Raw genomic sequence first — 21,703 nt, forward strand, 5'->3', positions numbered from 1 at the left:
CTCCACGTGCCGGCCCAGATGTGGGCATCCCCGGTGGAACACTCTAGTCGCGCAGAGGGCGTCGCCCCCCGCGACATTCACCTGCTCGCCGAGCCTAGGCCGCCGGGACCACCGCCCGCAGCCCGGACAGACGCGAGGGTATTTCGCATTGCCGTCCAGACAGTTAGCGTGCAGACGTGGCCATCGACCGTGCCGAACTTCGCGATCGTCTCGACCGGGCGACCGCCCACCTCGACCCGCCGTACGCGGTGGTCGATCTCTCCGCGTTCGATGCCAACGCCGACGCGCTGGTCGGCCGGGCCGGCGGCAAGCCGCTGCGGGTGGCAAGCAAGTCCGTGCGGGTCCGCGAGCTGCTGACCCGGGCGCTCGCACGCCCCGGCTGGCACGGTGTGATGGCCTTCACCCTGCCCGAGGCGGTCTGGCTCGCCCGGACCGGCGTCAGCGACGACGTGCTGGTGGCGTACCCGACCGCCCACCGGGCGGCGCTCGCGGAGCTGGCCGCCGACCCGGCCCTCGCCGACGCGGTGACGCTGATGGTCGACGACGCCGGGCAGCTCGACCTGATCGACCGGGTCTGCCCGCCCGGGCGCCGCCCCGCCCTGCGGATCTGCCTCGACCTCGACGCCTCCTGGCGACCGCTGCGGGGTCGGGTCCACGTCGGCGTGCGCCGCTCCCCGGTGCACAGCGCCGGGGCGGCCGGCACGCTCGCCGCCGCCGTCGCCGGCCGGCCGGGCTTCCGGCTGGTCGGCCTGATGTCGTACGAGGCGCAGATCGCCGGCCTCGGCGACGCCCCGCCCGGGAAGGCGGTGCTCGGCTCGGCGATCCGGGTCGCCCAGCGCGGGTCGTACCGGGAACTGCTGGCCCGCCGGTCGGCGGCGGTCGCCGCGGTCCGCGAGCACGCCGACCTGGAGTTCGTCAACGGCGGCGGCACCGGCAGCGTGGCCGCCACCAGCGCGGACCCGGCGGTCACCGAGGTCACCGCCGGCTCGGGCCTGTACGGGCCGACGCTGTTCGACGCGTACCGTGCCTGGCGGCCGACCCCCGCGGCGTTCTTCGCCTGCGCGGTGGTCCGCCGGCCGACGCCGGGGATCGCCACCGTGCTCGGCGGCGGTTGGATCGCCTCCGGCCCGGCGGCGGACAGCCGGCTGCCCCGGCCCTGGCTGCCGGCCGGGTTGACGCTGCTCGGCGCCGAGGGTGCGGGCGAGGTGCAGACCCCGCTGGCCGGGGACGCCGCGAGCGACCTGCGGGTCGGCGACCGGGTGTGGTTCCGGCACGCGAAGGCCGGCGAGGTGTGCGAGCACGTCAACGAGGTGCACCTGGTCGAGGGCGACGCGGTGGTCGCGACCGTGCCCACCTACCGGGGTGAGGGGCGGGCCTTCCTCTGACCGGGCCGGGACGTGACGACGGCGGGTCCCGGCGCACTCGCAGAACCCGCCGCTCGGCGTGCCGCTCAACCCTGGTGGACGACCCCCGTCGGAGCGTCGACCTGCCGGTGCAGGTATTCCCGGATGAGCGCCTTCGCCTCGACCAGCACCCGCTCGTCGCCGTCGGTGCGCCGGCGGAACGCCAGCTTGATCAGGGCGTCCGCGGCCTCCACCGCGACCTCCAGGTGGAACCGCAGGTCGGGCACGCCGGCCAGACCGAACCGTTCGGTGAGCACGCGGGCGAGCTGCTCCGCGATGACGCCGTTGTTGTCCCGCTGGTCGTCCAGCAGGTGCAGGTCGACCACGTCGCCGAAGTGCAGGGTACGGAAACCGGGGACGGTGCGGTGCATCGAGATGTACTCGTCGATCGCCGCGTCGACGCCGTCCCACCAGTGGGTCAGGTCGTCGGAGGCGAACCGCTCGTCGAGCCGCTGGAGGTAGGACTCCATGGTGCGCAGCGTCAACGCCTGCACGATCGCCCGCTTGTCCGGAAAGAACTGGTAGACCGACCCGATCGCCACCTCGGCACGCTCGGCGAGCAGGGTCGTGGTCAGCCCCTCGTACCCCACCTCGTCGACGAGCTCGGCGCAGGCGTCCAGCATCCGCTGGACCCGCGCGACACTTCGACCCTGCACCGGTACCCGACGCAGCGGCCCGGTCGTGGCGGCTGGTGTGGACACTCGGCGCCACCCCCCTTCGACGGATGAACATATCTGCACGTCACGAGTCTGTGACTACCGGTACAACGAGCCGGGCTCGATTGCGGTATTTACCAGGCACAACGTTCCTGATATGAATTCAGTTCATATTCATGTCGAGGAGTGGCCGTCATGACCGGTACCCCCGTCGCCTGGTCCAACTGGGCCGGCAACCAGCACAGCACGGCGCTCCTCACCACGCGTCCGCGGACGGTCGACGACGTCGCCGAGGCGGTCCGCCAGGCCGGCGCCGCCGGCCGGACGGTCCGGGCGATCGGCAGCGGCCACTCCTTCACCGCCACCGCCGTGGCCGACGGTCACCGGCTCGACCTCGCCGACCTGGAGACCGACGTCACCGTCGACGTGGCGCGCCGCCTGGTCACCGTACCGGCCGGGATGACGCTGCACACCCTCAACGACCTGCTCGCCGGGCACGGGCTGGCCATGCCCAACCTCGGCGACATCGACGCCCAGACCATCGCCGGCGCGCTCTCCACCGGCACCCACGGCACCGGCGGCAGGCTCGGTTGCCTCTCCACCTTCGTGACCGCGCTGACGCTGGTCACCGGCACCGGTGAGGTGCTGCGCTGCTCGGCCGACGAGCACCGCGACGTGTTCGACGCCGCCCGGGTCGGGCTCGGCGCGGTCGGCGTGCTGGTCGAGGTCACGCTGCGCTGCGTGGACGCCTTCGTGCTGCGCGCGCACGAGCGGCCGGCCCCGCTCGCCGAGGTGCTCGCCGACCTCCCGGGCCTGCACGAGCGGCACGACCACGCCGAGTTCTACTGGTTCCCCTACACCGACCGGGTGCAGGTCAAGGCCAACGACCGGGTACCCGCCGACGACCGGCCGCTGCCCCGCTGGCGCGGCTGGCTGGACGACGAGTTCCTGTCCAACACCGTCTTCGCCGGCGCCTGCCGGCTCGGCCGCGCCGTGCCCGCTCTCGCGCCCCGGATCAGCGCCGTCTCCGCCCGCGCGCTCACCGAACGCATCTACACCGGCCGCTCCGACCACGTCTTCTGCACCCCGCGCCGGGTCCGCTTCGTGGAGATGGAGTACGGGCTACCCCGCGACGCGCTGCCCACCGCGCTGACCGAGCTGCGCCGGATCGTGGACCGGATGCCGTTCAAGGTGCTGTTCCCGGTCGAGGTGCGGTTCACCGCCGCCGACGACATCTGGCTGTCCCACTCCTACGGCCGGGACTCCGCGTACATCGCCGTGCACCAGTACGTGGGGATGCCGTACGAGCCGTACTTCCGCGCGTTCGAGCAGGTGGCGACCGAGTTGGGCGGACGACCGCACTGGGGCAAGCTGCACTGGCGGGACGCGGAGTCCCTCGCCACCGCCTACCCGAAGTTCGCCGCGTTCCAGTCCCTCCGCACCCGCCTGGACCCCCACAACCTCTTCACGAACCCCTACCTGCGCCAGGTCCTCGGCTCCTGATCAGATCTTGGAAGCGGAGGGCCCTCCCGAGGGCCTTCATCTTCCAAGATCTGCTCCGGTCGTCATCCCGGCCACCCGGCGGCCCGTAGGGCGGCGCGGAGTTGGGCGACAACTGTTGTCGGATCGGCGCGCAGGACCCACGAGGGGAAGCGGAGCACGCGGTCGCCCTCGACCCACAGATCGTTCTGCCGCCGCATGTCCGCCCAGGCGTGCGCCGGATCGAGATGCTGCCCGCCGTCCACCTCGACGTGCACCCGCCGCTGCTCGAAGTATGCGTCGAGGTAGCGCCGGCGGCCGGAGGAGTCGCGACGGATCACCTGGCGCGTCGGTTCGGGCAGGCCGGCGTCGCGTACGAGACCGAGCAGGTCCAGTTCGCCGAAGGAGTGTGCACCGCCGGCCGCATCGGTGGCGGTGGACAGGATCAGACGCCGGCGACGGATCCTGGGCATCCGCTCCACCACCTCGTGCAGGTCGTCACCACCCACCAGCCGCTGTTGAAAGGCGGCCGCGACGATCGTGCGGGCCTGCGTGTCGGTCGACGCCCACTGCGCCGCGTCGACCACCGATCGGGCCGCCGCCGTTCGGGGCGGCGCCGCGACCGGCACCACATCGGTGTCGGGCAGATGGGTCGTCCGGTGCGCCAGGACACCGGTCGGCAGCGGGGATCGACGGGTCGTGGCGGGCAGGAGCAGATGGACCACCCGGTCCGGGAACCCACGCAGCCCGCCCGCCTGAGCAGCCGTCATGCCGCCCAGGAGCGCTGCGGGGCCGGCCGCCAGCACCGCGATCCACCGGAGCTGGGCGGGACCGACCGGACCGTTGTGCGCGACGAGAACCGCGCGATGCGCCTGCCGCCACCGGCCGGTCGTCACCCGGTGACGGATCGCCCTACGGGTGAAGTGCGCCCGTGCCTGCTGGAGGCTGAGCACGTCCTCCTGCCGGAAGAGCAGCCAGGTCAATTCGTCCGCGTCATCCGACGGCAGCGCCCGCCGCATCCCCGCCCAGGAGTTCCCCACCTACCCACGGTGCCCCCCGACGCCACTCCCTCGCCGCCCCTGTGGACAGTCACGAGATCTTGGAAGCAAAGGGCCCTCATAGGGGCCGTTTCCTTCCAAGATCTCGAAAGTCACTCCTTCGGGGTGGAGGTCGCCTTCTTGGGGGCGGCCTTTTTCGCTGGGGTTTTCTTGGCGGCTGTGGTCTTCTTGGCCGCCGCTGTGGTCTTCTTGGCCGCTGTGGTCTTCTTGGCGGGGGCGGCCTTCTTCGCGGCCTTCTTCTTCGGGGCCGGACCCTTCGCCCGCTTCTCGGCGAGCATCTCCGACGCCTGCTCCAGCGTCAGCTCCTCCGGCGTCTGCCCGCGCCGCAACGACGCGTTGAACTCGCCGTCGGTCACGTACGGCCCGAAGCGCCCGTCCTTGATCACCAGCGGCTTCTCGGTCAGCGGGTCGGCACCCATCTCCCGCAGCGGCGGCGCGGCGGCGCGACGACCACGCGTCTTCGGGGCGGCGAGCAGGGCCAGCGCCTCGTCGAGGGTGACCGTGAACATCTTGTCCTCGGACTCCAGCGAACGGAACTCCTCGCCCCGCTTCACGTACGGGCCGTAGCGACCGTTGTTGGCGAAGACCTCCACGCCGTCCGGGGCCACGCCGACCAGCCGGGGCAGGCTGAGCAGCTGCAACGCCTGGTCGAGGGTGAGGCTGTCCGGCGACTGCGAGCGCAGCAGCGACGACTTGCGCTCGCCGCTGGCCACGTACGGGCCGAACCGGCCGGACTTGAGCAGGATCGGCTCGCCGGTCGACGGGTCGTCGCCGAGCTTGCGCTCGCCGCCGCCGCCGAGGAACAGCTCGTGCACCTTCTCCGGGGTCAGCTCGTCGGGCGCCAGGCCCTCCGGGATCGGCGCCCGGTCACCCTGCGAGCCGCCCTCCTCGCCCTCGCCCGAGGGTGCCGGCGTCGAAACCTGCTGTTCGCCGGGGAGCGCGCGCTGGAGGTACGGCCCGTACCGACCGACCCGGACGACGACCTCGCGGCCCTCGTCGTCGGTGAACAGCGGGATGGAGTTGACGCTGCGCGCGTCGATCTCGCTGAGGTTCTCGGTGACCAGCTTCTTCAGCCCGCCGGCGTGCGCGATGGCCTGGTCGCCGGTGCCGTTGGCGCTGCCGAAGTAGAAGGAGGTGAGGAAGTCGACGGCGGCGTGGTCGCCGCCGGCGATCTCGTCCAGCTCGTTCTCCATGCTGGCGGTGAAGTCGTAGTCGATCAGGCGCGGGTAGTGCCGCTCCATCAGCCCGATCACCGCGAACGCCAGGAACGACGGGATCATGGCCTGACCGCGCTTGACCACGTATCCACGGTCCTGGATGGTCTGCATGATCGACGCGTACGTGGACGGGCGGCCGATGCCCAGCTCCTCCAGCGCCTTGACCAGCGACGCCTCGGTGTAGCGCGAGGGCGGCTGGGTGTGGTGGCCCTGCGCGGCCAGCTCGTCGGCGGTCAGCGGCTGGTCCTTGACCAGCGTGGGCAGCCGCCGCTCGGCGTCCTCCGCCTCGGCGTTCTCGTCGTCGCTCGACTCGACGTACGCGCGCAGGAAGCCCGGGTCGGTGATGGTCTTGCCGGTGGCGCCGAAGTCGGCCTCCTCCTGGGCGGAGGAGACGGCCCGGATGCGCACCGAGACGCTGGAGCCGACCGCGTCGGTCATCTGCGAGGCGATGGTGCGCCGCCAGATCAGCTCGTAGAGCTTGAACTCCTCGGCGGACAGCTCCTTGGCCACGTCGCCCGGGGTGCGGAAGTTGTCCCCCGCCGGGCGGATCGCCTCGTGCGCCTCCTGGGCGTTCTTCACCTTGCCGGTGTACCGGCGCGGCTCCGGCGGCACGCTGCGCTCGCCGTACAGCTCGACGATCTGCCGGCGGGCCGCCGTGATGGCGGTCTCCGACAGGTTCACCGAGTCGGTACGCATGTAGGTGATGTAGCCGTTCTCGTAGAGCCGCTGCGCGGTGCGCATCGTCTGCTGCGACGAGAACCGCAGCTTGCGGGCCGCCTCCTGCTGGAGCGTGGAGGTGATGAACGGCGCGTACGGGCGGCGACGGTAGGGCTTCTCCTCGACCCGGGTGACCGTGAACGGCCGGTCCGCGAGGCGGGCGGCCAGCCCCCGGGCCCCGCTCTCGTCGAGGTGCACCACGCCGGCGCCGGCGCGGACGCGGCCCGTGGTCGGCTCGAAGTCCTTGCCGGTGGCGATCCGGTCGCCGTTCAGCGCGACCAGGGTGGCGTTGAAGGTACGCGGCCCTTCGCCCGGCTTCGCCACCGCCAGGGTGGCCAGGATGTCCCAGTATTCGGCGGTGCGGAACGCCATCCGCTGGCGTTCCCGCTCGACCACGATCCGGGTCGCCACGGACTGCACCCGGCCCGCCGAGAGCTTCGGCATGACCTTCTTCCACAGCACGGGGGAGACCTCGTAGCCGTAGAGCCGGTCCAGGATCCGCCGCGCCTCCTGGGCGTCCACCAGGTCGCGGTCGATCTCCCGGGGGTTCGCCACCGCGGCCTGGATGGCCGGCTTGGTGATCTCGTGGAAGACCATCCGCTTGACCGGCACCTTGGGCTTGAGCGTCTCCACCAGGTGCCAGGCGATCGCCTCGCCCTCGCGGTCCTCATCCGTGGCCAGGAAGATCTCGTCGACCTCCTTGGCCAGCTTCACCAGCTTGCTGATCTGCTGCTTCCGGTCGGCGGAGACCACGTAGAGCGCGTGGAAGCCGTTGTCGACGTCGACGCCGAGCCGGGCCCAGGGCTCACCCTTGTACTTGGCCGGCACGTCGGCGGCGTTGCGGGGCAGGTCCCGGACGTGGCCGAAGCTGGCCTCCACGACGTACCCCGGGCCGAGGTAGCCCGAGATCGTCTTGGCCTTCGCCGGTGACTCGACGATGACCAGACGGGTGGTTCCAGCGTTGCTCGGCACGTCTCTCCCCGACCTCACTCCTACGCCATGCCCGCTTCGGGCCGTGTTTCGCCCCTCCGGACCGCCGGCGGTCCGGATGTCCAACGTAACGCGCCGTCCGCGTCCCGGGTTTCGTGGGCGGCAAACGGGCCGCCTCCCCCGGCGCCCCGGCCGCACCCTGCCGGACGGCGCCACCGTACACCGTGGGTAGGGCGCCGGGCGGGTCACTGTGACGATCGCGCACCCTCGGCGGAGGGGCACCGGTCGTTTTCCGGCCCAAACCACCGCCGGGCGTGTCCGGGATCGGACAGCCGGTGGGGTTGCGCCGGTGGATCAGGCGTGCGGGCCCGGCCACTCGGTCGCCGGCGCGGCCGGCGGACGCTCCCCGACCAGCTCCGCGAGCCGGTTCACCCGGCGTCCCCCGATCCGGTACGCGGGCCCGCCCTCGCCCGGTTCGACGAACGCGGCCGGCAGCCCGACCGCCGCCAGCGCCGCCCGCACCGGCGGCCAGCAGGGCTCGTCGTCCGGGCCGAGCCGGAGCCGGAACCCGGCCGGTTCGGCCGTCCCGGCCGCCGCCGCCCAGAGCCGCAGCCGCCGCCCGTCCAGGTGGAACCGGGCCGGCGGCCGCTTCGCCGCACCGCGCAGCCAGGCCCGCGCGAGCGGCGCCAGCGTGGTCGAGTACGCGGTGCGCACCCGGTGCCGGCCGTCCCCGGTCGGCTCCCAGCTCGCCGGCACGCCCCGCGCGCCCAGCTCGGCCACCAGCACGTGCACCCGCCAGGCGGCGTCCACCACCACGGAGATCCGGGCGGTGCCGCCCATCCGCACCACCTCGCCCGGCCCGGCGAGCAGGCCGGCGAGATCCGCCAGCGCGGGGTCGGCCGCCTCGGTGGAGAAGAGCGAGGGCTGGCGGGCCGGGTTCGGGGTGGGAGGGGTCAGCGACACTCCGGGACCTCGTCGAAGGCCTCTTTCAGTTCGGGCGAGTTGAGCTTGCTGGTGTCCAGCGCGCTCGCGTCGTACTCCTTGTTCAGCGTGTCCACGGCGGCGCGCACGCCGTCGTAGAACGGACCGGCCTGGGCGGTGTCGAGCCCGTCGATGGTGTCCCGGGCCCGCCCGTACGCGTCCCGCATCTTGCTCAGCGAGCCGCGGAACCCGGCCGACACCTCGTCGCCGCGCTCGACCTCCGGCACGCCCGCCTCCTCGACCTTGCGCCGGGCCGTCTCGCTGGCCTGTTCGGCGCCGGCGAACAGCCGGACCAGGTTCTCCCTGGCCTGCGCCGGCGTGGTCTGCGCGGTCATCTGCTGCTGGGTGCTGCTGGTGAGCTTGGAGATCTCCGCCCGCCAGGGGGTGAGCGCCTGGCAGACCGACGCCGCCCAGGCGCGCGGGCTGGGACCACCGCACCCGGCGACGACGAGGACCAGCGTGGCCAGGACCACCGTGAGCTTTCCGGCGGTTGCCGCCCGGCGCGTACGCATGCGTTGCAGCGTACGACCTCCGGGAGGAACCGCCACCGGTCAGGTTTCGTGCACGGGACCACCGGACGACGAGGTTCCCGGCCGGCCGGGGCCGACCGGGAACCGTCGCGTCACTCAGGCGTTGACCGTCTCCGGGCGCTGGTCCGGGGTGCCCGCACCGCTGTCGGAGTTGTCCATGGCGACGCCCTTGCGCTTGCTGAACACCACCGCCGCGGCGATGATCAGCGCGGCCACCACGGCGATCGTGATGCGCAGCGCGGGGTTCTTGTCCTCGCCCACGCTCCAGGCCACCACGGCCGGGGCGATCAGCAGCGAGACCAGGTTCATCACCTTGATCAGCGGGTTGATCGCCGGGCCGGCGGTGTCCTTGAACGGGTCGCCGACGGTGTCGCCGATGACCGTGGCGGCGTGCGCCTCGGAGCCCTTGCCGCCGTACGCGCCGTCCTCGACCAGCTTCTTGCCGTTGTCCCAGGCGCCACCGGAGTTGGCCAGGAACACCGCCATCAGCGTGCCCGCGCCGATCGCGCCGGCCAGGTAGGAGGCCAGCGCGCCCGGGCCGAGGCCGAAGCCGACCGCGATCGGGGCCAGGATGGCCAGCAGGCCGGGGGTCATCAGCTCGCGCTGCGCGTCCCGGGTGCAGATGTCCACGACCTTGCCGTACTCGGGCCGCTGGGTGCGGTCCATGATGCCGGGCAGCTCGCGGAACTGCCGCCGTACCTCCATCACCACGGCGCCGGCCGAGCGGGACACCGCGTTGATGGCCAGGCCGGAGAAGAGGAAGACCACCGCGGCGCCGATGATGAGGCCGACCAGGTTGCGCGGGTTGGCCACGTTCAGCGCGTTGAGGATCTCGGTGCCGACGTCGCCCACACCCGCGTCGGCGTACGAGGTCCGCAGGGTGTCGGTGTAGGAGCCGAACAGCGCGGTCGCGGCCAGCACCGCGGTGGCGATCGCGATGCCCTTGGTGATCGCCTTGGTGGTGTTGCCGACCGCGTCCAGCTCGGTCAGCGTCCGCGCGCCGTGCTCGTCGATGTCGCCGGACATCTCGGCCACGCCCTGCGCGTTGTCGGAGATCGGGCCGAACGTGTCCATGGCGACGATGACGCCGACGGTGGTGAGCAGGCCGGTGCCGGCCAGCGCGACCGCGAACAGCGAGAGCGTGATGGAGCTGCCGCCGAGCAGGAACGCGCCGAACACGCCGGCGCCGATGAGCAGCGCGGAGTAGACCGCCGACTCCAGGCCGATGCTGATGCCGGCGAGGATGACGGTGGCCGCGCCGGTCTGCGAGCTCTTGCCGATGTCCTGCACCGGGCGCCGGTTGGTCTCGGTGAAGTAGCCGGTCAGCGCCTGGATCGCGGCGGCCAGCACGATGCCGATCACGACCGCGCCGATGGCCACCAGCCGCGGGTTGCGGTCGACGTCGGTCAGCCCGCCCTCCAGCTCGCCGAACGTCGCCGGCAGGTACGCGAACGCGGCGATCGCCACCAGCACCGCGGAGATCACCGCGGAGAGGTAGAAGGCCCGGTTGATCGCGGTCAGGCCGTTGCGGTCGCTGGTGCGCAGCCGGGTGATGAAGACGCCGACGATCGCGACCAGCACGCCGATGGTGGAGATGATCAGCGGGAAGACCAGGCCGTCCTCGCCGAACGCGGCGCGGCCCAGGATCAGCGCGGCGACCAGCGTGACCGCGTACGACTCGAACAGGTCGGCGGCCATGCCGGCGCAGTCGCCGACGTTGTCGCCCACGTTGTCGGCGATGGTGGCGGCGTTGCGCGGGTCGTCCTCCGGGATGCCCTGCTCGACCTTGCCGACCAGGTCGGCGCCGACGTCGGCGGCCTTGGTGAAGATGCCGCCGCCGACCCGCATGAACATGGCCAGCAGCGCGGCGCCGAAGCCGAAGCCCTCCAGCACGGTGGGGGCGTCACCACGGAACAGGATGACGACCAGCGCCGCGCCGAACAGGCCGAGGCCGACGGTGAGGAAGCCGACCACGCCGCCGGTGCGGAACGCGATCTTCATGGCGCCCTCGCGCCCGCCTTCGCGCTCCCGGGCGGCCGCGGCGACCCGCAGGTTGGCCCGGGTGGCCAGCCACATGCCGGCGCCGCCGATGAACGCGCTGAACAGCGCACCCACCACGAAGAACGCCGACCGGCCGATCTTCACCAGGGTCTCGTTGCCGTCGGTGTCGTGCACCGGCAGCAGGAAGAGCAGCACGACGGCGATCACCACGAAGATCGCCAGGGTGCGGAACTGCCGCAGCAGGTACGCGGACGCGCCCTCCTGCACCGCCCCGGAGATCTCCTGCATGTTGGTGGTTCCCGTACCGGCCGCCAGGACCGCCCTGGTGAGGGCGGCCGCGAAGACGAGCGCCACCAGCGCGATGACCGCGGCGATGACGACGTACGTCACGTTGGCTCCGGTAAGGGACAGGGCGCCGCCGTCGGCGGCCAAGGTCCCGGACATCTATGTCCTCCTGTACCGAACACTCGCGCCGGCTCGTGGAGACGCACGGGCCGACGCCTGGATGCGAACTCGCCAGCGCGCGCCATCCACCCGTTTCCGCTGGCTGCGGGCAGCGATCACTTGCTGACAACCCGGGTACTGTAGCCCTCCGGCGTGGTGAGGGTCACACCGAGGGGGCACCGTGTCTCGATGATCTTCGTAACTGTGTTATGCGAGGAAATCTGATATATAGGGCGGTCGACACGACGAGGCCGCGCTCCCCGTCGGGGAACGCGGCCTGCGAGTGGAACGGGTCAGGCGCGGCCGGCCGGCCAGGACATCCGGACCTCGGTGCCGACACCGTCGTCGACCGGGCGGACCTGGAGGTCCTCCACGAAACCGGCGAGCAGGGCGAAGCCCACCCCGGTGGTGAGCGCGTCCTCGCTGAGCGACTCCTTCGCCAGCTCGTCCGGGCCGAGCGCGGCCAGCCCGAGGCCCGCCTCGATCGGGGCCCGGTCCACCACCCGCACCGAGTAGCCGCCACCGTCGGACATCTCCACGTAGACCGGCTCGGCCAGCCCGTACTGCCGGTGCAGCGCCACCGCCCGGGTGCACGCCTCACCGATGGCCAGGCGCACCTCGTCGAGCAGGTCCTCGCGCACGCCGGCCCGCCGGGCCACCGCGACGCCGACCAGACGGGCGGTGCGCACGTGCACCGGGGCCGGGGAGAAGGACAGCTTGACGGTCGCCATCACGCGCCGGTGGTGTCGGCGGCGATGGCCGCGTCGACCGTCGGGTGCAACGGGAAGACCTGGTCCAGGGCGGTGATCCGGAAAATCTTGAGCAGCGGCTCCTTGTCGCAGACCAGGGCGAACGAGCCGCCGGCCGCGCGCAGCCGCTTCAACGCGCCGACCAGCACGCCGAGCCCGGTCGAGTCGAGGAAGTCGACCCGACCCAGGTCCACGACGACGCGGTGGGCCCCGCCGTCGATCAGCTCCAGGAGTCGTTCCCGCAGGCGGGGGGCGGTGTAGACATCCACCTCACCGCCGACCTCGAGCACCGTGTGCTCCCCCACGGTGCGGGTCGCCAGCGACAGCTCCATCGGCCCCTCCTCGGTAAACTCTCCTGGGCATCTAACCATCCCCGCCGTGCGACCTCTCGGGTCACCGGTCGAGGCCCTCCCCATACCCCCACCCTGCGGTTCCCAATTCCGAACACCAGTGCGAGAGTGCAGGACGTGACCGACGACAGGCCCGGCCCCCGGCGCGCGCCGGCCGAGCTGCTGCACCGGTTGCGGCTGCGGCACGCCACCGACCCGGTCACCCACGTCGAGCGGGTGCCGGCCCGCGCGGGCGAGCCGGTCGGGTGGCCCGGCTGGGCGCCCGAGGAGCTGCGGGCGGCGTTCGCGCGCCGCGGCGTCGCCGCCCCGTGGCGGCACCAGGCCGAGGCCGCCGAGCTGGCGTACGCGGGCCAGCACGTCGTGGTCGCCACCGGCACGGCGTCCGGCAAGTCCCTGGCCTACCAGTTGCCGGCGCTCGGCACCCTGCTCGCCGACCCGCGCGCCACCGTGCTCTACCTGGCCCCCACCAAGGCGCTCGCCGCCGACCAGCTGCGCGCCGTCGCCGGCCTGGAGCTGGACGGGGTACGCCCCGCCACCTACGACGGGGACACGCCACGCGCCGAACGGGAGTGGATCCGCCGGCACTCCCGGTTCGTGCTGACCAACCCGGACATGCTGCACCACGGCATCCTGCCCGGGCACGCGCACTGGTCCGGCTTCCTGCGCCGCCTCGCGTACGTGGTGGTCGACGAGTGCCACACCTACCGGGGCGTCTTCGGCTCCCACGTCGCCCATGTGCTGCGGCGGCTGCGGCGGCAGTGCGCCCGCTTCGGGCGTACCCCCGTCTTTCTCCTGGCCTCGGCGACGTCGGGTGACCCGGCGACGGCGGCCGGGCGGCTCACCGGTCTGCCCGTCACCGCTGTCACCGAGGACACGTCGCCGCGCGGCGGGGTGACGTTCGCGCTCTGGGAACCGCCGCTGCTGCCGCCCACCGACCCGTCCGTCGACGCCGACCTCGTCCAGGTCCGCCGCTCCGCGTTGCGGGAAACCGCCGACCTGCTCGCCGACAGCGTCGTCGAGGGGGTACGCACGCTCGCATTCGTCCGGTCCCGCCGGGGCGCCGAGGTGGTCGCCGCGAACGCCCGGCGGTCGCTCGACGAGGCGGTGCCCGGGCTGGGTGGCCGGGTGGCCGCCTACCGGGCCGGCTACCTGCGCGAGGAACGCCGCGAGCTGGAACGGGCGCTGCTGCACGGCGACCTGCTCGGCCTCGCCTCCACCAACGCGCTCGAACTCGGCGTCGACCTGGTCGGGCTGGACGCGGTGCTGATCTGCGGCTGGCCGGGCACCCGGGCGTCGCTCTGGCAGCAGGCCGGCCGGGCCGGGCGTTCCGGGGACGAGGCCCTGGCGGTGCTGGTGGCCCGGGACGACCCGCTGGACACCTACCTGGTGCACCACCCGGAGGCGTTGTTCGGGCGTCCCGTCGAGGCCACCGTGCTCGACCCGGCCAACCCGTACGTGCTCGCGCCGCAGCTCGCCTGCGCCGCGCACGAGGCCCCGCTCACCCCGGCCGACCTGGACCTGTTCGGCGAGGGCGCGAAGGAGGCGGTGGACTCGCTGGTCGAGGCGGGGGCGCTGCGGCAGCGGCCCACCGGCTGGTACTGGCGGCACCGGGAGCGCCCCGAGGTCGACCTGCGCGGCGAGGGCGGCGCCCCGGTCTGCGTGGTGGAGGAGTCCACCGGCCGGCTGCTCGGCACCGTCGACGGCGGGTCCGCGCACTTCCTGCTGCACACCGGCGCCGTCTACCTGCACCAGGGCGTCTCCTACGTGGTCGACTCCCTCGACCTGGCCGACGGGTGCGCGCTCGTGCACGCCGAGGAGCCGGACTGGTCCACCCACGCCCGCGACGTCACCTCACTGTCCGTGGTCTCGGTCCGCTCGTACGTCGACGCCGGCCCGGTCGGGCTGTTCCTCGGCGAGGTGGACGTGACCAGCCAGGTGGTGTCCTACCAGCGGCGACGCATCACCACCGGCGAGGTCATCGACACCCGCCCGCTGGACCTGCCCGCGCGGGAGCTGCGCACCGTCGCGGTCTGGTTCACGCTCTCCCCCGGGTCGCTGGCGGCAGCCGGTGTGGAGGCGGCGGACGTACCGGGCGCGCTGCACGCCGCCGAGCACGCCGCGATCGGCCTGCTGCCACTGATGGCGACCTGCGACCGGTGGGACATCGGCGGCCTCTCCACGGCGCTGCACCCGGACACCGAGGCGCCGACCGTCTTCGTCTACGACGGCCACCCGGGCGGGGCGGGGTTCGCCGAGCGGGCCTACGGGACGGCCGCCGCCTGGCTGCGCGCCACCCGGGACGCGATCGTCGAGTGCGGGTGCGAGACCGGCTGCCCGTCCTGCGTCCAGTCCCCGAAGTGCGGCAACGGCAACAACCCGCTGGCCAAGCCGGAGGCGGTCAAGGCCCTCGACGTGGTGCTCGCCAACCTCGCCACGGCCGGCGGGGACGGGCCCGGTGCCGGCGATGCGGCAGACGGCGAGGCGGCCGGCACGGCGACGGACGGCGGTGCGACCGGGGTTGCCGCCGGCGGTGCGACCGGCGCTGCCGCCGGCGGTGCGGGTGAGCGGTCCGACGGTCCATGCCCAGGGCGGGCCGACTCACTGCCTCGCCAGGGCGAACGGACGGTCCACCCCGCTCCCACCGGGCCCGGCTCGCCGGACTGACCGGTTCGCCTGACCTCCGGCCGCCATCTCGGGGAGATGGCGGTATCGACAGGCCGCTGATCCCGCCGGATCCCCGTACCGGTGTCGATCATGAGGGACGGGGCTCGTCCGTGTCTGGTGGGTGGGACGCGTGCATGAGCGTGGCAGCGTCGGGGCATTGATGCATGGGAGCGCTTCCATACATCATTCCGGTAGCGCCGAGAAACCAGACCCGTCCCGCCGGAGGTGCCGCCGTGGCCGACACGATCGCCGAGACCGTCGAGCTGCTCTACACCATCGACCAGGAGAACCTCACCCCGGACCAGCAGATCGCGCTGGGCACGGCGCTGGCGAACCTGGCCCAGGCGGAGCGGCTGGAACAGATCAACGAACGCCTGCGCGGCATCCACCAGGTGCTGAACAGCTGGGCCATGAAGGCCACGGTCGACGGGCGCTGACCCGCGTCCGCCCGCTCGCCGAACCGGCGGCCCCCGGCACGGTCGGCAGCGCCGACCCGCCGGAGCGCACAGCCCGGGACGACCGCGCGGACGGGCGCGTCGACGTACGGGCGGGCGCACGGACGCGTCGACGTACGGGCGGGCGGACGCGTCGACGTGCGGGCGGGCGTGACGACGTGCGGGCGGGCGTGACGACGTGCGGGCGGGCGGTGGTCGCCGTGCTGTGCGAAACTCCGGCGACCCCTCGAAGGAGATCAGATGTCGCTCGACAACCTGCAGGCCCAGCACCGGTTCATCGTCCGTCAGCGGATCCGGATGATGGTCAACCAGTACGAGGTGCACGCTGTGGCACCGGACGGCTCCGAGGGTGGGCTGCTCGCGTTCGCGCAGCAGAAGCGGCTCGCCTTCAAGGAGCAGGTGACCATCTACACCGACGACACCAAGCAGTACCCCCTCCTCGGCTTCAAGGCCCGCCAGCGGCTCGACCTCGGCGCCACCTACGACGTGACCGATCACGCCGGCACCCCGATCGGCCTGTTCCGCAAGGACTTCGCCCAGTCGCTGCTGCGGTCCACCTGGCACGTCGAGCAGCCCGGCCTGCCGCCCGCGACCGGTCAGGAGCGCAGCCTGCCGGTGGCGCTGCTGCGCCGCTTCGTCGACTCGCTCTCCTGGCTGCCCTACCACTTCGACTTCGTGGCCGGCGGTCAGCCGGTGTTCTCGGTCGACAAGAAGTGGGGCCTGCGCGACCGGTACGTCGTCGACATCCAGCACCCGCAGATCGACCGTCGTCTGGTCATCGCCATGGCGATCGGCCTGGACGCGCTCCAGTCCCGCTGACCCCTCCACCGGCCGGCGGCGCGAGGCCGTCACCCGCGCCGCCGGCCGAGCTGGTCTCACCCCCCGTCGGCCTGGACCGGGCCCGCCCGCGACGTGGCGGTGGCGACGCGGGCCAGCCCCGGCAGCGGCGCCACCCGCACCTGGGCCGTGACGACAAGGTCGAGGCCGTCGACCCGGCACCCGGCCAGCCGACCGCCGTTGGCCGAGACCAGCGCGGCAGCCCGCGCACAGGCGGAGTCGACACCGTCGAGCACCCGGACGGCCCCCGCGAGTGCGCCGAAGTCGGCCGCGACGCGGGCCTGGTGGCGGGCGCACCGGGCGGCGCCGAGCCCGGCCCCGAACAGCCCGACGAGCACGAACACCAGGCCGATCGCGAGCAGGCACACCGTCGCGCCGCCCCGCTCGTCCGACGCCCGCCGGGACGCCGACGACCGCCTCCGCGATCTCACGGCACGGGCCCGGGAAGCCCGGGCTCCACGGCGGCCACCGCGACACCGGACACCGTCAACCCGGGCAGCCGCGCCCCGAACGTCCGCACCGGTACCCGGACGGACGCGGTCACCCGGTCGTCGGCCACGCTCACCGCCACCTCCGCACCGGCGGGGGCGTACCGGGCGCCGGCGGCCGACCCGGACCCGCCGCGCGCGGCGGCGAGCGCCGCCTCCCGGGCCGCATCGAGACATGCCGCCCGGGTGGTGACCGCGTCGACCGCGGTGAGCCCGGCGAGGAGGAGGAGCATCAACGCCGGCAGGCCGGCCGCCAGCTCGGCGGTGAACGATCCGCGCTCGCGCGAGCGTCGTCGACCGGCCGGGCCGGGGCCCGGCACCGCGACGTCGCCCGACGGGGACGTCGGAGCAGCCGCACGCCGACCGCGCCGCCGGCCGGCCCACCGGCGTCCGGTCACTTCAGGGCCCGGTCGATGACGGCGGTCAACGCGGACTGCACGTTCCCCGAAGTGAGCACCTTCAACAGGATCCCGGCGAAGGCGACCGCGGCGAGCGTCCCCACGGCGTACTCCGCGGTGTTCATGCCGGCGTCGCCCCGCAGTCGGGCGAGGAGCTTGCGCATCTCGTACGTCCTTTCTCGATGGTTCAGAGCACGTCGCCGAGGACGGCGACGATCACCGGCACCAGACCGGCGAGAATGAAGGCGGGCAGGAAGCACAGCCCGAGCGGCAGCACGATGAGCACACCCGCGCGGCGGGCCGCCGCCTCGGCGGCGGTGGACCGCTCGGCCCGCAGGTCGTCGGCGAGGCGGGTGAGCGCGCCGGCCAGCGCGGCGCCGCTGTTCGAGGAGCGGATCGCCGCCTGGACCAGGCCCTCCGCGCCGACGACCGTGCGCAGGTGTGCCCAGGCCTCGATCGCCGTACCGCCCAGGCCGATCGTGCGGCCCACCCGGCCCAGCCGGTCGGCGAGCGGCCCGCCGAGCGCCTCCGCCACCGCGAGCGCCGAACGGTCGACGGGTGCGCCGGCGCGAAGCGCGGCGGCCAGCAGGTCGGCGGCGAGCGGCAGGTCGGCGACCTCGCGCAGGCGCCGCTCCCGCGCCGCGCGCGGCTCGATCCGGTGCAGCAGGCGGTCGGCGGCGACGCCGGCCAGGGACCCGGCGGCCAGGCCCGCCACGCCGCCGACGACGACGGACATCGCCACCCCGGCCAGGATCGCGGCCCAGCGGACCCGGTCCGGCCACCAGGCCGGGCGGGCCCGCACCGGAGCGGGTGCGAGCCGGCGCAGCCGCCGGACCGGCCGGACGACCGGCCCGGCCACGACGAGGAACGACGCGGCGCCCACGAGACAGAGAGCGGCGACCGCCTGGCGGGCCATCAGGCCGCCCGCCCGGGCCCCGCACCGAGCCGCTCCGCCCAGAGGAGCCCACCGATCTGGAGCACGACCGCCGCCACGGCGCTGCCACCGCCCACCGGGGTGTGCAGGAGCACCGCCACCGGGTCGACGCCGATCGCGTAGCCGAGACCGATCCCGCCGAGCGGCAGCGCGGCGAGCAGCCACGCCGTCGCCCGGGCGCCGGCCGCCTGTGCCGCCGCCGACGCCAGGCCCCGGTCGGCCGCGCGGGCGTCGGCCTCGACGCGTTCGAGCAGGTCGGCCAGAGGCGCTCCGGTGCGGTCGGCCAGCCGCACGGCGGCCCGGGCGAGACGGGCGGTGCGCCCGGCACCGTCGTCGAGCACCCCGTCGACGGGCAGGCCGGCCCGCAGGTCGGCGGCGGCCGCGCCGAGCCGGTCGAGATCGCGGCGGTGCACGAGGTCGGCCGCCCGGCGGGCACGTCGGCGCAGCACCGCCCGGGCTCCGAGCGTGCCGTAGGCGGCCAGCACCACCCCGGCCACCGGACCACCGAGCAGGATCCCGGCCCCGCCGCCGAGCAGCGCCGCCAGCGGCAACGCGTGTCGGGCGGGGATCGCCCGCTGGAGCGGCCACTTGACGGGGCTCGGGCCGGGTCGGGAGCCCGACCCGCGCGGGTCGGTGGCCGGGCGGCGGCCACGCGCATCCGCAGCCCGGTCGGCCACCGGTGAGGTGCGGCCGCCGGCCCGCGGCCCGAGGAGCGCCCGTCGCCGGATCCGGCCGGTACGGGCCGGCCAGGCGACGGTCGCCGCGGCGCCGGCCAGCAGTACGACCACCAGCCAGGGCTGGCCGGTCACGACGGACCCGCCGAGCCGGGCCACGCGACGCGGAGGACCGGCGGCACGGACACACCCCGCTCGCGCAACAGGTTGCCGAGGGACCGGGCGGCCAGACCGAGGCCCCGCCCCCGGATCCAGGCCGGTACGACGGTGACCACCCGGTCGGGCCCCTCGGGCAGGAGCAGGCCGATCGAGTCGAGCACCCGACCCTCGGCGGTCCGGCGTACCTGGAGGACGACCTGGAGGGCGGCCGCGACCTGGGCGTGCAACGCCACCCGGGGCAGCCCGCCGAGCATGCCCAGCGCCTCCAGCCGCGCCGGCACGTCCGCCGGGGCGTTGGCGTGCAGCGTTCCCGCCCCGCCGTCGTGGCCGGTGTTCAACGCGGCCAGCAGGTCGACCACCTCGGCGCCTCGGCACTCGCCGACCACCAGCCGGTCCGGTCGCATCCGGAGCGCCTGCCGGACCAGGTCGCCCAGCCCGACCGCCCCGACGCCCTCCACGTTGGTGGTGCGCGCCTGGAGGCCGATCACGTGCGGATGCACCGGCCGGAGCTCGGCGGCGTCCTCCACCAGCACGATCCGTTCGGTGCCGGGCACCAGCCCGAGCAGCGTGTTGAGCAGCGTGGTCTTGCCCGAGCCGGTGCCGCCGGTGACCAGGTAGGCCAGCCGGGCGGCGACCACGGCGTCGAGCAGCGGGGCGACCGGACGCGGCACGGTGCCCCGGGCGACCAGTTCGTCCAGGGTGAACGGTCGCTGACGGAAGGTCCGCAGCGAGAGGTAGGGACCGTCGGTCGCCACCGGCGGCAGCACCGCGTGCAGCCGGGTGCCGTCGGGCAGCCGCGCGTCGGCGAAGGGCGAGGCGTCGTCCAGCCGGCGACCGGCGGCCGAGGTCAGCCGCTGCGCCAGTCGGCGTACGTCGTCGACGGTGCCGAGCGGCACGGCCACCTGGTGCAGCCCTCGCCCGCGGTCGACCCAGACCCGGACGCCGTTCACCAGCACGTCGGTGACCTCCGGGTCGGCCAGCAGCGGCGCCAGCGGGCCGGCGCCGACGAGGTCGTCGTGCACCCGGTCGGCGATCCGCAGCAGGCTGGTGTCGCCGAGCACACCGGCGGACGGCTCGGCGCGTACGGCCGAGACGACCGCGGCGGCGGTGACCGGGGCGTCCTCGGCGACGAACCGGTGCCGGACACGGACCGCCAGCTCCGCCGGGCGGGCAGGCCCGGTCACGCCGCACCCGCCTCGGACCGGCCGGTCAGCTCGTCGACGAGCCGCTGGCACAGCGCGGCGAGCGGGCCCTTGCCGGTGGCGCCCGGGGCCTCGCCCCGTTCCAGCCCCCGGCAGAGACCGGGCTCGGGCCGCAGCGTGCCGGCCAGGGGCAGACCGAGTGCGCGGGACACCTCGGCCGCGCGTAGCCGGCCCGGCGCCGGACCGCGCACGATCACCGCCAGGTCGGCGCAGTGCGGGGCCGCCGCGGCGGCCACCCGGGCCGCGGCGGCGGTGGCCCGCAGCTCCGCCGGGACCACCAGGAACGCGCGGTCGGCGGCCTGGAGGGCGATCACGGCCGCGTCGTCCAGGTGCCGGGGCAGGTCGAGCACCACCATGTCGCGCCCGCGCCGGCCGGCGTCGACCGTGGCGGCCATCGCCTCGGCCGGCAGGTGCCGCAGATCGCCCCGATCCCACGAGAGCACCACCAGGTCGCCCCGGCTCGGTAGGGCGCGGACCAGTGACGGTGGGTCGACCCGACCGTCGGCGCCGGCCAGCTCGGGCCAACGCAGCCCGTCGAGCTGCTCCCACCCGAGCACCAGGTCGAGCCCGCCGCCCAACGGGTCGGCGTCGACCAGGAGGGTGCGCAGCCGAGCCCGGGCGGCGCTGACGGCCAGCCCGCCGGCGAGCACACTCGCCCCGGCACCGCCACGCCCGCCCAGCACCGCCACCACCCGTCCCGGAGCCGCTCCGACCGGCCCGACCGCACACTCGGCGAGCCGGTCGACCAGCCACGGCTCCGCCGCGGGCAGGGTCGCCACGTGTTCGGCGCCGAGCAGCTCGGCCAGCTCCGTACCCGGGTCGAGCTGCCCCGCGCGACCGACCAGGACCGTGCGGGGGCGGCGCGGGAGGCGCGCCCGCAGGCAGGCCGCCGCCTGGTCGGCGCCGACCAGCACCAGCGGGGCCGGCGCCCAGCGGGCCCGCGCGGCGGCCGGGTCGGCCGCCAGCTCGACCTCGGTGCCGCCGGCGGCCGCGAGCCGCAGCAGTTCGTCGAGCAGGTCACCGTCGGCCGTCACGAGCAGGGGCAGGCGACGGTACGGCGGGAGCGGGGTGCGGGGCGGCATGGCGGCCTCCATCGGTCGGACTCGGACGTGCCGTGCAGGAGCCTGCCCACCCGGACGGGCCGGCGCCTCCCGCCGGCGCTCCCCTGTGGATGACGAAAGTGGTTGTGGACAGACCGCGCCGAACGAGTGGATCTGTTAAGGACGGGCGCGCGACCCGACGGCGGCGATCGTCCGAAAGCGCTGGCCGGGCGGTCGGTCCACCCGGACCCACCGGACAGGGCGGGTGGCACCGCCAGCCATTGACGTCCGCCCTCGCCCGTCGCGCATAATCGGATCCCCCTGCCGCGACACGGAC

Annotated in this window: 20 protein-coding genes; 5 read left to right on the forward strand and 15 right to left on the reverse strand. The window is 74.3% G+C overall.

Translation table 11 applies throughout. The features are described 5' to 3' along the window. Positions 1-176 precede the first annotated feature (176 nt). Complete coding sequence (locus GA0070622_RS31320; RefSeq protein WP_091583541.1) at positions 177-1,385, forward strand: amino acid deaminase/aldolase; 1,209 nt, start codon at positions 177-179, stop codon at positions 1,383-1,385. A gap of 65 nt (positions 1,386-1,450) precedes the next feature. Here the strand turns inward: GA0070622_RS31320 and GA0070622_RS31325 are convergent, their stop codons facing one another. Next, positions 1,451-2,026: a TetR/AcrR family transcriptional regulator gene (locus tag GA0070622_RS31325; protein ID WP_091583544.1), complete on the reverse strand. Its 576-nt coding sequence runs from the start codon at positions 2,024-2,026 to the stop codon at positions 1,451-1,453. Between the two features lie 219 nt (positions 2,027-2,245). Here GA0070622_RS31325 and GA0070622_RS31330 point away from each other — a divergent pair, with 219 nt between their 5' ends. Further along, entirely contained in the window at positions 2,246-3,562 is a 1,317-nt protein-coding gene (locus tag GA0070622_RS31330; protein WP_425412787.1) for a D-arabinono-1,4-lactone oxidase, read from the forward strand. 62 nt (positions 3,563-3,624) lie between these two features. Here the strand turns inward: GA0070622_RS31330 and GA0070622_RS31335 are convergent, their stop codons facing one another. From GA0070622_RS31335 to GA0070622_RS31365, 7 genes are all read right to left on the reverse strand, one after another. Next, complete coding sequence (locus GA0070622_RS31335) at positions 3,625-4,578, reverse strand: DUF559 domain-containing protein (RefSeq protein ID WP_245666932.1); 954 nt, start codon at positions 4,576-4,578, stop codon at positions 3,625-3,627. Between the two features lie 110 nt (positions 4,579-4,688). After that, positions 4,689-7,502 carry a type I DNA topoisomerase gene (gene topA / locus GA0070622_RS31340; protein ID WP_091583550.1) on the reverse strand — a complete coding sequence of 938 codons (2,814 nt, stop codon included), beginning with the start codon at positions 7,500-7,502 and terminating at the stop codon, positions 4,689-4,691. A gap of 312 nt (positions 7,503-7,814) precedes the next feature. Further along, positions 7,815-8,423, reverse strand: coding sequence for a hypothetical protein (locus GA0070622_RS31345; protein ID WP_091583554.1), 609 nt, complete (start codon positions 8,421-8,423; stop codon positions 7,815-7,817). Beyond that, positions 8,414-8,953: a hypothetical protein gene (locus tag GA0070622_RS31350; protein WP_091583558.1), complete on the reverse strand. Its 540-nt coding sequence runs from the start codon at positions 8,951-8,953 to the stop codon at positions 8,414-8,416. The genes GA0070622_RS31345 and GA0070622_RS31350 overlap by 10 nt, the downstream gene beginning before the upstream one ends. 114 nt (positions 8,954-9,067) lie before the next feature. Further along, complete coding sequence (locus GA0070622_RS31355) at positions 9,068-11,416, reverse strand: sodium-translocating pyrophosphatase (protein ID WP_091583561.1); 2,349 nt, start codon at positions 11,414-11,416, stop codon at positions 9,068-9,070. Positions 11,417-11,709: 293 nt separating this feature from the next. After that, on the reverse strand, positions 11,710-12,147 hold the full coding sequence (locus tag GA0070622_RS31360) for an ATP-binding protein (RefSeq protein ID WP_091583564.1): 438 nt from the start codon (positions 12,145-12,147) through the stop codon (positions 11,710-11,712). Continuing rightward, positions 12,147-12,497 (reverse strand): STAS domain-containing protein, encoded by a 351-nt coding sequence (locus GA0070622_RS31365; RefSeq protein WP_091583567.1) that lies wholly within the window; start codon positions 12,495-12,497, stop codon positions 12,147-12,149. Before GA0070622_RS31365 ends, GA0070622_RS31360 begins: the two co-directional genes overlap by 1 nt. Positions 12,498-12,632: 135 nt before the next feature. Between GA0070622_RS31365 and GA0070622_RS31370 the strand changes: the two genes are divergently transcribed. From GA0070622_RS31370 to GA0070622_RS31380, 3 genes are all read left to right on the forward strand, one after another. Continuing rightward, on the forward strand, positions 12,633-15,179 hold the full coding sequence (locus GA0070622_RS31370) for a DEAD/DEAH box helicase (protein WP_245666933.1): 2,547 nt from the start codon (positions 12,633-12,635) through the stop codon (positions 15,177-15,179). Positions 15,180-15,412: 233 nt separating this feature from the next. Continuing rightward, positions 15,413-15,616: a hypothetical protein gene (locus GA0070622_RS31375; protein WP_091583570.1), complete on the forward strand. Its 204-nt coding sequence runs from the start codon at positions 15,413-15,415 to the stop codon at positions 15,614-15,616. Positions 15,617-15,874: 258 nt separating this feature from the next. After that, positions 15,875-16,453 (forward strand): LURP-one-related family protein, encoded by a 579-nt coding sequence (locus GA0070622_RS31380; protein WP_091583573.1) that lies wholly within the window; start codon positions 15,875-15,877, stop codon positions 16,451-16,453. Between the two features lie 56 nt (positions 16,454-16,509). On the opposite strand, the gene GA0070622_RS31385 is transcribed toward GA0070622_RS31380, so the two are convergent. The 7 genes from GA0070622_RS31385 to ssd form a co-directional block, all read right to left on the reverse strand. Next, a complete protein-coding gene (locus tag GA0070622_RS31385) occupies positions 16,510-16,902 on the reverse strand; it encodes an Rv3654c family TadE-like protein (RefSeq protein WP_091583576.1) in 393 nt (130 codons plus the stop codon). Then, complete coding sequence (locus tag GA0070622_RS31390; protein ID WP_091583579.1) at positions 16,899-17,279, reverse strand: TadE family type IV pilus minor pilin; 381 nt, start codon at positions 17,277-17,279, stop codon at positions 16,899-16,901. Before GA0070622_RS31390 ends, GA0070622_RS31385 begins: the two co-directional genes overlap by 4 nt. Before the next feature lie 74 nt (positions 17,280-17,353). Beyond that, positions 17,354-17,521 (reverse strand): DUF4244 domain-containing protein, encoded by a 168-nt coding sequence (locus tag GA0070622_RS31395; RefSeq protein ID WP_076470820.1) that lies wholly within the window; start codon positions 17,519-17,521, stop codon positions 17,354-17,356. Between the two features lie 23 nt (positions 17,522-17,544). Beyond that, the gene (locus tag GA0070622_RS31400) at positions 17,545-18,273 is read right to left on the reverse strand and encodes a type II secretion system F family protein (protein WP_091583582.1); all 729 of its coding nucleotides are present in this window, start codon (positions 18,271-18,273) and stop codon (positions 17,545-17,547) included. Continuing rightward, a complete protein-coding gene (locus GA0070622_RS31405; RefSeq protein WP_245666935.1) occupies positions 18,273-19,100 on the reverse strand; it encodes a type II secretion system F family protein in 828 nt (275 codons plus the stop codon). The genes GA0070622_RS31400 and GA0070622_RS31405 overlap by 1 nt, the downstream gene beginning before the upstream one ends. Further along, a complete protein-coding gene (locus GA0070622_RS31410; RefSeq protein WP_091583585.1) occupies positions 19,097-20,308 on the reverse strand; it encodes a TadA family conjugal transfer-associated ATPase in 1,212 nt (403 codons plus the stop codon). The genes GA0070622_RS31405 and GA0070622_RS31410 overlap by 4 nt, the downstream gene beginning before the upstream one ends. After that, entirely contained in the window at positions 20,305-21,408 is a 1,104-nt protein-coding gene (gene ssd, locus GA0070622_RS31415; RefSeq protein ID WP_091584334.1) for a septum site-determining protein Ssd, read from the reverse strand. The genes GA0070622_RS31410 and ssd overlap by 4 nt, the downstream gene beginning before the upstream one ends. Positions 21,409-21,703 lie beyond the last annotated feature (295 nt).

This window comes from Micromonospora sediminicola (genome assembly GCF_900089585.1).
GTDB classification, from domain to species: domain Bacteria; phylum Actinomycetota; class Actinomycetes; order Mycobacteriales; family Micromonosporaceae; genus Micromonospora; species Micromonospora sediminicola.

Excerpts from the sequence above, each read along its gene's own strand:
- GA0070622_RS31325 (WP_091583544.1), bottom strand. The coding sequence starts at position 2,026 with ATGCTGGACGCCTGCGCCGAGCTCGTCGACGAGGTGGGGTACGAGGGG.
- GA0070622_RS31350 (WP_091583558.1), bottom strand. The coding sequence starts at position 8,953 with ATGCGTACGCGCCGGGCGGCAACCGCCGGAAAGCTCACGGTGGTCCTG.
- GA0070622_RS31355 (WP_091583561.1), bottom strand. The coding sequence starts at position 11,416 with ATGTCCGGGACCTTGGCCGCCGACGGCGGCGCCCTGTCCCTTACCGGA.
- GA0070622_RS31360 (WP_091583564.1), bottom strand. The coding sequence starts at position 12,147 with ATGGCGACCGTCAAGCTGTCCTTCTCCCCGGCCCCGGTGCACGTGCGC.
- GA0070622_RS31365 (WP_091583567.1), bottom strand. The coding sequence starts at position 12,497 with ATGGAGCTGTCGCTGGCGACCCGCACCGTGGGGGAGCACACGGTGCTC.
- GA0070622_RS31380 (WP_091583573.1), top strand. The coding sequence starts at position 15,875 with ATGTCGCTCGACAACCTGCAGGCCCAGCACCGGTTCATCGTCCGTCAG.
- GA0070622_RS31395 (WP_076470820.1), bottom strand. The coding sequence starts at position 17,521 with ATGCGCAAGCTCCTCGCCCGACTGCGGGGCGACGCCGGCATGAACACC.
- GA0070622_RS31400 (WP_091583582.1), bottom strand. The coding sequence starts at position 18,273 with ATGGCCCGCCAGGCGGTCGCCGCTCTCTGTCTCGTGGGCGCCGCGTCG.
- ssd (WP_091584334.1), bottom strand. The coding sequence starts at position 21,408 with ATGCCGCCCCGCACCCCGCTCCCGCCGTACCGTCGCCTGCCCCTGCTC.